General features: G+C 47.2%; 11 protein-coding genes. All 11 read right to left on the bottom strand.

Annotated elements, in window-relative coordinates; all coding sequences use genetic code 11:
* Nucleotides 1–21 precede the first annotated feature (21 nt).
* Complete coding sequence (locus QVE09_RS24580; protein ID WP_315938921.1) at nucleotides 22–789, bottom strand: hypothetical protein; 768 nt, start codon at nucleotides 787–789, stop codon at nucleotides 22–24.
* Between the two features lie 222 nt (nucleotides 790–1,011).
* A complete protein-coding gene (locus QVE09_RS24575) occupies nucleotides 1,012–2,298 on the bottom strand; it encodes an adenylosuccinate synthase (protein ID WP_036671866.1) in 1,287 nt (428 codons plus the stop codon).
* 444 nt (nucleotides 2,299–2,742) lie between these two features.
* Nucleotides 2,743–4,104: a replicative DNA helicase gene (gene dnaB / locus QVE09_RS24570; RefSeq protein WP_036611922.1), complete on the bottom strand. Its 1,362-nt coding sequence runs from the start codon at nucleotides 4,102–4,104 to the stop codon at nucleotides 2,743–2,745.
* 1 nt (nucleotide 4,105) lies between these two features.
* A complete protein-coding gene (rplI, locus tag QVE09_RS24565; protein WP_062836541.1) occupies nucleotides 4,106–4,549 on the bottom strand; it encodes a 50S ribosomal protein L9 in 444 nt (147 codons plus the stop codon).
* The gene (locus tag QVE09_RS24560) at nucleotides 4,546–6,537 is read right to left on the bottom strand and encodes a DHH family phosphoesterase (protein WP_315938920.1); all 1,992 of its coding nucleotides are present in this window, start codon (nucleotides 6,535–6,537) and stop codon (nucleotides 4,546–4,548) included. Before QVE09_RS24560 ends, rplI begins: the two co-directional genes overlap by 4 nt.
* Nucleotides 6,538–6,548: 11 nt before the next feature.
* On the bottom strand, nucleotides 6,549–7,469 hold the full coding sequence (locus QVE09_RS24555; RefSeq protein ID WP_243391271.1) for a DUF2232 domain-containing protein: 921 nt from the start codon (nucleotides 7,467–7,469) through the stop codon (nucleotides 6,549–6,551).
* The gene (locus QVE09_RS24550) at nucleotides 7,466–7,768 is read right to left on the bottom strand and encodes a MazG-like family protein (RefSeq protein WP_036611930.1); all 303 of its coding nucleotides are present in this window, start codon (nucleotides 7,766–7,768) and stop codon (nucleotides 7,466–7,468) included. Before QVE09_RS24550 ends, QVE09_RS24555 begins: the two co-directional genes overlap by 4 nt.
* A 264-nt stretch (nucleotides 7,769–8,032) precedes the next feature.
* The gene (locus QVE09_RS24545) at nucleotides 8,033–8,458 is read right to left on the bottom strand and encodes a CBS domain-containing protein (protein WP_062836539.1); all 426 of its coding nucleotides are present in this window, start codon (nucleotides 8,456–8,458) and stop codon (nucleotides 8,033–8,035) included.
* Between the two features lie 186 nt (nucleotides 8,459–8,644).
* The gene (locus QVE09_RS24540) at nucleotides 8,645–9,679 is read right to left on the bottom strand and encodes an LCP family protein (RefSeq protein WP_091035261.1); all 1,035 of its coding nucleotides are present in this window, start codon (nucleotides 9,677–9,679) and stop codon (nucleotides 8,645–8,647) included.
* A 458-nt stretch (nucleotides 9,680–10,137) separates the two neighbouring features.
* The gene (locus QVE09_RS24535) at nucleotides 10,138–11,727 is read right to left on the bottom strand and encodes an MFS transporter (protein WP_315938919.1); all 1,590 of its coding nucleotides are present in this window, start codon (nucleotides 11,725–11,727) and stop codon (nucleotides 10,138–10,140) included.
* A gap of 227 nt (nucleotides 11,728–11,954) precedes the next feature.
* A complete protein-coding gene (locus QVE09_RS24530; protein ID WP_315938918.1) occupies nucleotides 11,955–14,384 on the bottom strand; it encodes a S9 family peptidase in 2,430 nt (809 codons plus the stop codon).
* Nucleotides 14,385–14,454 lie beyond the last annotated feature (70 nt).

The raw sequence follows: 14,454 nt of genomic DNA, 5'->3' as shown, positions 1-14,454 counted from the left end.
CGCCTGCTTTCTCTGCCTATTTTATTCCGTTTGCAGTACTTCCATCAGGTTGTCGTACTCTTCACTGGTCAGGTACTTCGAGATCACCTGTTCAATCTCACGTATTTCCTGTTCCGTTAGGCCACCTTCCATGGCGCCTGAGATCTGTTGCATTTCTTTCTGTGGCAGCTTATTCATGAGCAGGCTGAAGATTTTTTCTTTCTCCTCTGCTGGCAGCTTGTCCTTTGCTCCTGTGATGTCATCCGGCGATACGACAATGGCGTCACTGCCTGAAGAAGCACCTCCGCTGGTCGATCCGGTTCCATTCCCCGAAGCTGAACCACTACCCTGATCTGTTCCTGATTCATTACCCGTGCCCGTATCCGTCCCATTGCCTACACTTGCACCTGAATTTGATCCTCCAGTCGTATCTGTACCTGAGCCTGCACCTGCGCCCTCGCCTGAGCCGCTCCCTTGGGACGCATCGTTGCCCGCATCTACGCCAGATTGACCGCTCTCCGTCCCATTCCCCATAACTGAAACAGCATCTTCCGGAACCTGCTCTTCGTCCGCTCCTGTCGGCTGATCTGTCGTCCCATTTCCCGATTTGTTCCCCTCGCTGGTTTTACCGCCCAAGGCACCTTGGAACATGGCGGTTAACCCCAGGGGTTGACCTTCCCACTGAATATTGAAACTCGCGAGTAGCGACTTCGCATATGACTGTACAATTAATCCGGTCGTGAGCAGTGTCAGTGAACTGACCAGCAACACCATTAGCACGATTTTGACAAACCACACAAGCAACTTCATTCCGTTCTCTCCCTCCGATTATCCCACCCGTCTAACATGCGCATGTCGGGGTCTGTGACTCTACTGTTAACCAGTATTGACGGAAATCTCGGGATTATATCCGAAAAACATACAAAAAACCTCCAGTCATCGCTATAAAAGCAACAACTGGAGGCTTAACATGCCTAAGTCGGCAGACGATTCTATTTTATAATTCAAGAAACAATCTCTCTATTTCTTCAATTACTCGTAGATTGGAAGAACTTGATTCGTTTGCTCACGGTTACGACCAACGGAGAAGATGGCAATTGGAATGCCTGTCAGTTCGGAAACACGTTTTACATAATTCTGTGTGTTCACTGGCAGGTCTTCGAGTTTCTTCGCTCCAGTGATATCTTCGCTCCAGCCTGGCATCTCTTCGTATACAGCTTCACATTCTGCCAGCATTTTGAGGCTTGCCGGATAGTGTGTGATGACCTCGCCACGGAATTTGTATCCTGTGCAGATTTTTACAGTTTCCAGACCTGTCATTACGTCCAGAGAGTTCAGGGACAGACCTGTAATTCCGCTGACACGACGCGCGTGGCGAACAACAACACTATCGAACCATCCTACACGACGTGGACGTCCAGTTACCGTACCGTACTCATGTCCAGTCTCACGGATTTGGTCGCCGATTGCATCATGCAATTCCGTAGGGAATGGGCCATCTCCTACACGGGTTGTGTAAGCTTTCGCTACTCCAATGACTTGCTGAATACGAGCCGGGCCTACGCCAGAACCGATACATACGCCACCTGCGGACGGATTGGATGATGTAACAAATGGATAAGTTCCTTGATCGAGGTCCAACATAACGCCTTGAGCGCCTTCAAACAATACTTTTTTGTCCTCATCAATATATTCGTTCAGAACAACCGATGTATCACGTACGTAAGGACGCAGAATTTCAGCATATCCGAGGTAATCTTGCAGAATCTCTTCAACATCAACAGGCTGGCCGCCGTAGACTTGCTCGATGACGCGGTTCTTTTCTTTGACCAGATGACGCAGTTTCAGTTCGAAATCTTCAGCATCCAGCAGGTCAACCATCCGAATACCAATACGAGCTGATTTGTCCATGTAACATGGGCCAATTCCTTTGCCAGTCGTACCAATTTTGTTCGGACCTTTGCTCTCTTCTTCGAGTGCATCCAATACCATGTGATATGGCAGGATGATATGTGCGCGCTCACTGATGGACAGGTTCTTCGTTGTAAAATCATTGTCATGAATATAGTTAATTTCTTCGATGAGTGCCTTCGGGTTGATAACCATTCCGTTACCAATGACACACGCTTTATCCGTGTAGAAAATCCCTGATGGAATCATCGTCAGTTTATATTTTTTGTTATCAATCAGAATTGTATGACCCGCATTGTTACCACCTTGATAACGAGCCACCACATCAGCGCTCTCCGCCAAATAATCCGTGATTTTACCTTTTCCTTCGTCTCCCCATTGCGTTCCCACTACAACTACCGTTGACATAGTTAACATTCCTCCGTGGGTGCCTTGCGCACCTTTGTATTGGTCTGTCCGTCCTCTATCCCGGCAGGCATGTTACGCAATAAACCGACTGAGAAGCGTGCTAACGGACAGTAAAAATGTCCTTCCGTTACATTCAAGGGAAGGTTTGCGCTGCTTTAACGCAGCAGTATTAGTGTACCAGTACCCTTTTTCAAAGTCAAATCAAATGGCGAACAATTAGATATAGTACAACTGTAATGTTCGGGATTTACCCATTATTTCGACACAAAAAACCGGAGACTTCAGTCCAATCTTGCTTGACTGCTATCACCGGTTCAAGGATAACCATTTCAATGTGAATCTATATCTGGTATTTATAACATATGTTTGAGTTCAGTTGCTCTAATGGTTGATCTTCGGGACAGACGATTTTGCTTCCTGATCGAAGCCGTCAGCACCTGCCCGTTACATCGCGAAGGCGTCATTGTGCGCCCTCTCGTAATTGACGAATTTATTAAAGTTTTTCAGGAAGACCAGTTCCACCGTACCTACCGGACCATTACGCTGTTTGGCAATAATGATCTCGATAATATTTTTCTTCTCGGTCTCCTGATTGTAGTAGTCATCCCGGTACAGGAACGCTACGATGTCGGCATCTTGCTCGATCGAACCCGATTCCCGCAAGTCACTCATCATCGGACGTTTATCCTGACGTTGCTCTACACCCCGGCTCAACTGGGACAAGGCAATAACCGGAACTTCCAGTTCCCGGCCAATCTGTTTCAGTGTACGTGAAATCTCGGATACCTCTTGTTGACGGTTCTCCCCTGCTTTACCACGTCCACTAATCAGTTGAAGATAGTCGATCAGGATCATGCCAAGGCCTTTCTCTTTCTTCAGACGACGGCACTTCGCACGAATATCGGCTACGGTAATCCCTGGTGTATCATCTATGAAGATGTTGGCTTCTGACAAAGCTGCAATACCCATCGTCAGCTTCTGCCAGTCTTCATCACCCTTGAAGTCACCCATACGCATCACGCTGGCATCTAGATTGGCTTCCGCACAGATCATACGTTGCACCAGCTGGGCGGCTGACATCTCCAAACTGAAGATGGCTACCGTCTCCTGTGCCCGAATGGCAACGTTCTGAGCGATATTCAGGGCGAAGGCCGTCTTACCTACGGAAGGACGGGCCGCTACAATGATCAAGTCACTGCGCTGGAATCCGGCGGTCATCTTGTCCAGATCGATGAACCCGGACGGAATACCTGTCGTTGTACCCTTATTCTGATGAAGTGTTTCCACACGATCGAATACTTCCATCAGTACGTCCTGAATCGCTATAAAACCACTACTGGAGCGACGATTGGATATCTCCAATATGCGACGCTCAGCTTCTCCGAGCATGGCTGCAACATCTTCGCCGCCTGTATATCCTTCGCTCACGATCTGTGTTGCCGTACGAATCAGGCGACGCAGCATCGATTTTTCTTCGATAATCTGAGCGTAATAGTCTACGTTCGCGGCTGTTGGTACACCATGGGCTAGCTTAGCCAGATAACTAACGCCGCCGATGTCCTCCAACTCACCTTTATCCTTCAGAAGTGAAGTCAGTGTCACGAGGTCAATCGGTTGATTTCCCTCGCCAAGCTGGATCATCGCTTCAAAGATTAATTGATGGGGCTTATCATAGAAATCCTCGGTTTGCACCCGTTCCATCGCTGTAATCAGGGCCTCGCCCTGCAACAGGATTGCACCCAGCACGGCCTGTTCGGCTTCCAGGTTCTGCGGGGGAATCCGGTCGAATAACATTTCGCCGCCCATCTTACTCTTCCGTTACCTGTACCTTCAAGGTTGCCTTCACTTCAGGGTGAACCTTGACAGTTACTTGTGTTACGCCGAGTGTACGAATAGGCTCGTCCAGCTCAATTTTGCGTTTGTCTACTTTCAGACCCTTTTTAGACAAAGCTTCTGCGATCTGTTTGCTGGTGATGGCTCCGAACAGACGACCACCTTCGCCGGACTTCGCTTTCAGTTCAGTCACTTCTGCTTCCAGCTTCTTCGCGAGTGCTTCCGCTTCTGCTTTCTCTTCCTGCTTGATTCTTTCTTCAGCCGCCTTCTGGTTGTCCAGTGTCTTCATGTTGCCATCTGTTGCTGGACGTGCGATTCCCCGTGGCAGTAGGAAGTTCTGTGCGTAGCCCTCAGATACTTCTTTCACTTGCCCTTTCTTGCCTTGACCCTTCATATCTTTTATAAAAATGACTTTCATTCGAACAGCCCCTCTTCCTTTTCGATTTCAGCCAGTACGTTCGTCAGCCGTTTTTCTGCCTCTCCAAGCGTTCCTTCAAGCTGCACGGCAGCATTCGTCAAATGTCCGCCACCGCCCAGTCGTTCCATGACAACCTGAACATTCATGCGCCCCAGCGATCTCGCGCTGATGCCAATTAGTCCATCTGGACGCTCACTAATCACAAATGAAGCGACCACGTCAGTCATGTTTAGCAATGTGTCCGCCACTTGGGCGATCATCATCTGTGGAATCTTGCTACCAGGGTCCGTGACCGCCAGCGCAATGTTCCCGTATACCATTTTAGCATGCTTTATGATTTCTGCCTTAGCAATATATTCTGACAGATCCTCTTTCATCAACCGCTGGATCATAATGGTGTCTGCACCGCTACGGCGCAGGAAACCTGCCGCTTCGAACGTTCTGGACCCCGTGTGCAGTGCAAAATGCTTCGTATCCACCGTAATCCCGGCAAGTAGAGCCGTAGCTTCTAGCGGAGTGAATTGTACCTTATCGTGAATGTATTGCAAGAGCTCGGTTACTAATTCGGCAGCAGAGGATGCATAAGGCTCCAGATAGATCAACACTGCGTCATTGATGAACTCTTCGCCCCGGCGATGGTGATCCACAACGACGACACGGGTTGCAGACTGTACCAGTTTCGGCTCCATGGTCATGGAGGCCTTATGAGTATCCACCACCACCAACAGCGTGTGCTCGGTCATCATCTGGGTTGCCTGTTCCGGTGATACAAATGCTTTGGACAACTTCTCGTCCTTGTTCACTTGCTCCATCATGCGTTCAATCGATGGATTAATTCCATCCAGAACAATACGTGCTTCCACATTGTACAGACTGGCCGCTTTCCACACTCCGATGGATGCACCGATCGCGTCCATATCCGGAATCTTGTGCCCCATGATGAGCACCCGATCGCTCTCCTGCATGAGATCACGCAGCGCGTGTGCAATAACGCGGGCTCTTACCCGTGTCCGTTTCTCCACTGCGTTAGACTTGCCGCCATAGAAAGACAGGCGTTGTCCGGACTTCACAGCAGCCTGATCGCCACCACGTCCAAGTGCCATGTCCAGACTGGATTGTGCCAGTTCTCCCATCTCGCTGATGCTATCCGATCCAAACGCCAGTCCAACACTGAGTGTCATTGGCACTTTGAGGTCAGCAGTCATCTCCCGAACTTCATCCAAAATGACAAATCGGCTCTGCTCCAGTTCCTGCAAAGACTTATGATTCAGCATCAACAGATAACGATCAGAAGACAGACGGCGCAGGTACACTTCGTACCGCTTGGCCCATGACGTAATTTCGCTGGTCACACGGGCAATCAGCGCTGTACGCTGTTGATCGTCCATGCCTTGGGCAGCCTCGTCCAGATTATCCAGAACGAGAATACCCAATGCAAGGCGTTCATTTTCATATTTATCACGAAGAATGGCTAACTCCGTAATCTCGTATACATATACATACCGCTCCTGCGGGTTATGAATAACTCCATAATGCCGATCATCCAACTGGAATTCGTCATGGAACTCCCGGGATGAATGCTCCTTCGTCCCATCCTTCTTCTCTTTAGGCTGAGGAAGTTTGGGAAACAAATTAAGTAGCGGATTACCCACCATTGTCTTCTCCTGGAACATCTCCGCGACAAAGCGGTTATGCCACTCTACCGTACGATCTTCGCTGTACAGCACAATTCCGAATGGAAGCATGCTGACCGCTTCCCCCTCCATCCGTTTGATCCGAATAGATAGGCCATTAATGTAGTCGTTAAGCTCACGGCGGAACGCGAGCTCCGCCTTAATCATGACGATTCCCAACGCCGAAGCCAGTATCAGACTAATCAAACCAAGCGTCCAGTTATAAATGGTAACGAACATAACGAGCAACAGCAGCAGTATGAACGCCCATACGGTATAGTAGCCGTGCCAGCGTTTCTTCAGAAATTTAGGCATGACTCATCACCCTATCGTTTTGATTTCGATATTGCCTCACGAAGCGGGAACGCCAGATCGATAATTCCGATAATCCGAAGCGGACCAATGAAGAAGACCGCAGCCGCCAGGAAATATGGTATAACCGGATTCCATTTCTTTGTGTGTGAGAGAAAGAAGAAGAAACCGATCGCTTGAATCATGAAGCCCAGATTAATTAACGGGGAAAGATTCATGGCGATCATAGTCCAGTATGTTCCGTCACTTTGTCTGGAGATCACTTCGATCAACAGTGCGAGGAAATAATACCAGATCAACGCCCGCGGCATACGCCATTCTCTCGCTGGCGGAAGCTTCGATACCACCACACCCATCACATTCAGAATCGGACGAGCAATGGCGTGTGTAATGAAGGCCATTACCATCGACGTGACAACGAGAGCAAACGGAATCATAAGCTGCGTTTGTTTGGCAACATCCTCGGTCATCTCAGGTGTCCATGCAAACCCGTTGATCATCTGATTTGATGTATTGGTTAACGGTTCAATGGTCAATTTGACCACATCTTCAATATAACTGGACAGGTCGAATTGGAAAATGACACTGCCGACCAAGAGCAACAACAAGTATTCTGCCAACATCATGCCACTTCCCGCCATCAACGCGAACAGGGCTGATTTGCGTGTTTTATACGCGTGACCCATAACGATCGCAGGCAGGGTAAAGATGAGCAGTAGTAACAGATAGATGGGGTGGAACACGACCAAAATAACGGCTACGGGCACAAGATGCCATATAAATGATTTTAAAGATAATGAAGCATACAAAATAACTCCCGGAATCATCATAAAAAATATGGCAAGTACCGATAAAGGAGTTAACAGCGAAAGTAGCAAGAGCAGATAAACTGCGCTCCAAACAGCTGATTTAAAGCTAAATTTCAACAAATTCACCTCTTACGCATATGATCTTCTAGCGAGGAAATATCCTGGTACCAGTCTTCAAGCTGGTGACCTTCCTGTTTATGCTTTTTCAACTTCTCAACTAGCAGTGCATCCAGATCCTTGAAAGGAATACCGAGCCTGCGGCCCAATATGTAACTACTCATAATCAAACTGGCAAGACTGTCCCCGATTCGAGTTGTACTGCCTTCCCATAACGCCTTGAATAATCGGGATACCTGATCAAGCACTTCGGTTTTCAGCCATTCAATCACTTTAGCGCGTTTGGCTACATCCAGTTCTTTAGGCATTTGGCGAAAGTCACTCTCCCCCGAAAAAGCTTTATTCTCGATTATAGCATAAAAAGAGGGCCCGCAAAATTACCCCAAAAAGCGGAGAAGTTCTCCGAAACTGATGTCAGGTACTTATGCGGAGTCCTCCGTACATCCTATCGACCTATATATTTGTAAAAAACTTCGAATGCGCCCTTGGTTCAGGACTTCTTAAGTTTAACATGATACCGGACGGCTGTGATTATCCCTCATGACACAATAATGTTTAAATTCGTAACTGCCTTACTTAGCCTTGATCGATTCTTTGGCTACAATGCCCTCGCAGTACTCAATAATCTGACTCCTTCTGACAATACCAATGAACCGCTCCATGTCATCGACCACAGGAACAAAGTTTTGAACTTTAGCCAGATTAATCAGGTCCTCCATGTTGGCGTCAATGGATACGGGTTTAATATCCAATCGAAGTGGAACGTCTTTGAGCAAGAACTTTGAAGCGTTTTCAAATGAAATCTTTCCCTCGGCATTCTTCATATACCACAGTAAGTCGCCTTCGGTAACCGTACCAATATATTTGCCCTCTTTATTCAAAATGGGTACCGCCGTAAAACGATGATATTCCATCCGTTCCAACGTTTGCCGCAGCGTAGAATCCGACGTCACACACGTAACCTCTTGTTTGGGTAGCAAAAAAAATGCGATGTTCATACCCTTGTGTATCCTCCTTGTGAATTTCTTCGTTCAACTTATCTCGCTCAACTTATATTATACGGATCAGAACGCAGGATGTTCCAAAAGGATAATAGTTCTCACTACAAAGAAAAAAAACAGCAGCCCGCGAATAAACGTACTGCTGATTGTGGTGTATACAACACATCATCGGTATGGAATTGGTTATTCAATCTTTTGCCGGTCAGGGATCATTACTTCACCGGCTGGGGTCGATTGATCCATCCAGTTGTTAATCAGCTCTTTGGCATATTGGACATCTTTCTCGTCAGCCTGACCATAATAGATACCGTCTTTTTTCATCCCCTCACCCAGGATGGTGAAGCTTGAAATCTGCGGTTTCTCCTGAGTAAGCACCTGTTTAGCCAGATCAATAATGAAAGAAGCTCGCATATCCGTCTGGAAGCTGTCTCCCATGATCTGAATCAATTCCGGAATTTTGGCGATTTGATTCAAATTCAGCATCTCATTCGCCATCGCGTTGAGGAAAATCTGCTGCCGCTTGGTACGATTAAAATCGCTATCCTCACGGTATCTTACATAATACAATGCTTCCTGCCCGTCATAGATCGGCTTACCGCCTTCAATTGTGAATTGCACATGATCCGGGTTCTTGTTCACAATGTCCTCATCAATTGGCAGTTTAACACCACCAAGCGCATCAACCACTTTTTTGATTCCGTCGAAGTTAATCGTTGCATAGTAACCTACATCAGCATCAAGAAATTTCTCCACGGTATTGATGGACATATTCTCCCCACCAAAAGCATAGGCATGCGCCAGCTTATCATAATCATCTACGCCGTCCTTGTTAGCATCCCGTCCCACAATCTGCACATACGTATCACGTGGAATGGACACCAGAAGCACACGGGATTCCTTGGGACGTACTACAGCATAGATAACGGTATCCGAACGTCCACGCGTCTTCTCATAGGCGCGTTTGTCCGAACCCAGCAATAACACGGAGAAAGGTTCCTTACGATATACCGTTGGATCAGGCGTATTGTTGCCTTCTTGCGGTACATAAGAACGGGATAGCTGATCTTCGACCGAACCGGCGAGAAACAGATCAAATGCCGCTACAGCCAGTTGCTGACGGAACAAATAACCTCCGATTAACAAAACAACAAGTGAAACGAGCGTTATATATAGGCCTTTTCTTCTTTTCTTCTTCTTATCTTTAGTTCTGCTTTTCATCCATTGATTCCTTCTTCACTGTCAAAATGATACTGCCTACTATATAAGTTTCATCTAATATTTACACTAATAACGGAGAGGTCAGAAAAAACCTGAAGAAGCGTAGCTAAAAGCTTTCTGAAAGAAAGCTGCACGCTTCGCCTTTATCACCGGATTTTAACCTTTGGAAAGGAAATCAAAAAATCTGGGGATAACAGCGATCGGAAGGTTATTCTGAACTCGCAGTGATGCAGTGTAACGATTCGTTGAACTTATATAATACCAATTAAACGTCTGGGATGCCTTGTGACTCGGTGTTCTTTGAAGTTTTCTATCTCTGGAATCAAGACACCGCTTACGCTCGTTCTATTGTAATCATTGCGAGAGCAAGAAAAGTTACAATCCGGTTAAATTGAAAAGAACAGCGACTCCTTTTAGTTTTAAAAGGTACACTGTTCTTTTCATTTTCACACGCGATTCTATCCGTTCGTGGATACACTTTCCACATGATGGCTCTTCTCTTTTTGACGTAGACGTCCCGTTATAAGTGCAGCTACCAGCGTAAGCACACTGAATACCACCGCAGACCAGAAAAGGCCATTGTAACCCTGACCTGTCGTTTGATGCACTGCCTGGAGCAACACATCACGGATACCTTCATCAGGAATCTGGGACAGGCCCTCTGTCAGACTGGAGACATCACTCCCTGATGCCCCGCCCGACGCATATTGTTGCAGCATCTCGGGCGGCACCTGAATTCCTTTGTCAGCGAACCCTGCCTGAATGTTGGACCCCAGATTAATGAAAGAACGTGCCAGGAATCCGGCAAAAATGGTAGGTGCAATAGCCATCGCCATCTGGCGGAATAACGAGCTGGTCGCTACCGCGATGCCTTTGTTGTTCTCCCCCGCCTGTTCTGTGACAAGTACGTTAACTGGCGCACCAAGCATCATGCCGAAGCCGATACCTACGAGCGTACTCGCGATGACAAATTGCCAGATATGCTCCACCCACAGCGGGAACAGGAGGAATCCAATGGCAGATAGCAGCCCCGCAACCGATAACGTCCAGATTGGCCCTTTGCGGTCAACGAGGTAGCCACCTCCACCCGCCCCAATGCCAGATGCCAGCGCGAGCGGAGTAAACCAGTACCCGGAGGCTGTATTGGATACGCCGAGATATTGCTCAACAAATCCGGGAATAAAGATCACCGAGGCCAGAATGGCTCCGGAGAAAAAGGCAATCAACAGCGTCCAGCGAAAGGACGCAATGCCCAGAAGCTGTGTCGATACAACAGGTTCACGTTCAGATCCTTCCAGCCTTTTTTCCATGAAGTAAAAGAGCACCAGAATGATTACACCTGCCATGAAAAAGCCGTAGAACATCGGTGATCCCAGGCTTTGAAGCATGTTCACACCGTCCAGATTGCTGAAGCTATACATTAAACTAAGTACACCCAACGTTAGGACAGCAATACCGCTCCAGTCCACTGCTGCACGATTAAGCTCCTGCTCTTCATGAATATATCGAATACCTGCGATGAATAGCAGAATGGCGATAGGTACGTTGATCAGGAATAACCAATGCCAGTTTCCCGTAATGTCCAGTATAAAAGCACCGATATTAGGCCCCAAAATGGCAGCGACACCATTCATACCTCCGAGCAGGCCCAAAGCTGTACCTTGACGCTCCGCCGGGAACTTGCTTAATACGTAGGAGCTGGCAATGATAAATATCCCCCCACCACCCAGAGCTTGAATGACACGAGCGATCAGGAAGAAGGTAAACGATGTGCTTAGCGCGACGAGCAGGGACCCGATCCCAAACAACGCCACTTCAATCAGAAATAGTTTCTTGCGACCATAACGGTCCGACAGTTTGCCCGCAATAGGTACACTCACCGCAAGCCCCAGCGTGTAAAGCGTAATTGTCCATGCTCCCCATGTTGGCGACACACCAAATGATGCATTTAAGGTGGTCAGTGAAGAGGTGATGATCCCATTATCCAGCGCAGCCATAAATACCCCTATGGCAAACAGGATTAGCGGCCATTTCATTTGTTTTTGCATCACATGTTACCCCCGATCAGATCTTAAATTCAGTATCGTACAGTTGGTTTGGTACATATATATTAAACCGAATTGAATAATAATGACTCACTGGTCATTTTAAAACAAAAGAAATCCATATGTCAATTTAATAATATGATTGTTTGGTTCATTTTAACTCTGCTCCCATAAAAAAAGCTGCCCACAGGTTCGATAAAACCCGCGGGACAGCCCTCATGTTTAACGTACTATGGCTGCATCAGATGACGATTTAGGAATTTCTCAATCGCACGGTACAGATCAAGCTGATTCTCCACGTTTGCGAAGCCATGACCTTCATTGGTCTTTAACATATATGGTACATCGACTCCACGTTTGCGTAATGCTTCAACGATCTGGTCTGACTCAGCTTGTTTGACACGTGGATCATTAGCGCCCTGAACCACAAATAATGGAGCCTTCATCTGATCGATGTGGAAGAGCGGTGAAATCGCCGTTAACAGTTCCTTGTCTTTCTCGGGATCTCCTACACGCTCATAGAACATACTGCGCTCTGACTCCCAATAAGGTGGCAGTGAGTCCAGAAGGGTGAAGATGTTGGAAGGTCCCACATAGCTAATACCAGCAGCATAGACATCTGGTGTGAATGCCAGTCCTGCCAGAGCGGCATATCCACCGTAAGATCCTCCATATATTGCTACACGTTTTGGATCAACCGTCCCCTCTTCAACCAGCCAGTTTACACCGTCTGTGAGGTCGTTCTGCATAGCTTTGCCCCACTCTTTATTACCTGCATCCAGGAATTCCTTGCCGTATCCCGTGGAACCACGGAAATTGACCTGAAGTACCGCATACCCACGGCTTGCAAGAAATTGAATCTCAGGATTGAAGCCCCATGAATCACGTGCCCAAGGACCACCATGTGGAACAACCACCAATGGTAGGCTGGAAGCCTCAGTTCCTTGAGGCAGTGTTAGATAACCATGAAGGGTGAGGCCATCCCGTGACTTATACGTAATGGGCTTCATATCCGCCATTTGACTCTCATCAATCCAAGGTGCGGCATCAGCCAGTTTATCGAGTTTACCTGTTTTGGAATCGTAGAAATAATACGTGCCCATCGCTTTGTCACTATACGCTACGAACAATACTTGGCCTTCGTCGCTGATGCTACTGATACTAACTTCCTTGCCTGGCACTTTCGCTTTGATATCCTGCATTAACGTTTTGAACTCTTGATCAAAGAATTCATAGTTCACTTTATCCGTCTCATACACAGCAGCAAGAATGGTACCTTTTTCTTTGGAAGGTACGAAGCTGCTTACATCCACATCTTTATTTTCATAGATGGTTTTGGTTACCTTCTTACTGCTTGGGCTGTACTCGACAATCGCCGTTTTGTCTCGCTCCAAGTTGGATATTGCATAGATACTTTTGTTATCATACGTGAACATGACTGGAGCAAAAGTCTCTCCAAGCTTCGTTGTCAGAAGCAGCTCAAATTCTTTATCTTCTGAATCACGATACAATAACGAAGACACATTACCATCACTGGACACGGCAACACGAATTTTACCTTCGTGATCTGTCAGCCAACCCGTAATATTACCCGGGTTCTCTGCGGCAAGTACAGCATCCCCTGTCTTGATGTTAATACGATACACATCGAAAATGCGCGGATCACGCTTGTTCATGCCTACCAGAATCTCATCCGGAATATTCTCAAGCGGATCTATCAGGATGGCTCTTGTGTTAGGATACGGCGTCAGATCCTTGCTGTTCTTACCATCGATATACGTGACATATATATGATAATTCTCATCGCCTGCCTTATCTTGTACATAGAGCAGCTTGTCGTTGGTTGCCCAAGCAAATCCTGCAATATTACGTTCTGTTTCGCTTGTAATGCGTACAGGCTTATCCTGACCGTTTGCAGTAACTACGATATTCATACGATTGTTCCACGGCTCCAGGTAAGCAAGATGCTTACCGTCCGGCGACATCTGGAACCCTGCCTGAGCAGGCTGTTTGAAGAAGTCCTCCAGAGGAGTAAGACCATCCGATTTCACATCGAGTCCAAGCGCCAGATACAGTGCATCAGCGAATTCCCCATGGGTGACTGATTGTTTGGCATTAAAGGCGCTACCTTCGATAATAAAATGTTGCTTAACTCGCGCAGCGTCATTCGCATGCACAGCTGGAATCTGATCAGCATCACTGTATACTACCTGGATTCCGTTATCCTTCAGTTCGAATGCACGTGTGAACAACGATGCCAACTGCGCACGTGTAAGTGGAGCATCGGGGGCATAGCCCTTTGCCTTCCCTTGAATGAATCCGCCTTGCTTTAATGCGTAGATGGCAGGCGCAGCTTCATTCTCCGGCAAAACATCTGCAAAACCTGTAAGTGATGCAGGCGTATCCAGTTTAAGTACACGTTGCAGAATGATTGCTGCCTCCGCGCGAGTGATTGGGGTCGTTAATTGGGTCATGCCATCTGTGGTGCCATCTATGTATCCCAGTTGCTGCAGTGTTTGTGTCGCCTTGGAAGCAATGGCCTCCGAGACTGACGCTGTAGGTTTTACGGCTTCGGCCGCCTGTACAGCTGGTTGAATCAGTGCAATAGACATAGCCATGGTAAGTGTGAGAGCGTATACCTTTTTACTAATCGCGTTCAAACATCTTCCCCCTTTAAAGTGAATTACATAATAATATGGAATTATACGTAAGTCATTTTACCATGATTAA

The sequence above is a fragment of the Paenibacillus sp. ClWae2A genome (genome assembly GCF_032452295.1).
Taxonomy (GTDB): domain Bacteria; phylum Bacillota; class Bacilli; order Paenibacillales; family Paenibacillaceae; genus Paenibacillus.
The sequence above is the reverse complement of the archived record's forward strand: the minus strand, read 5'-3'. Positions and strand labels throughout refer to the sequence as shown.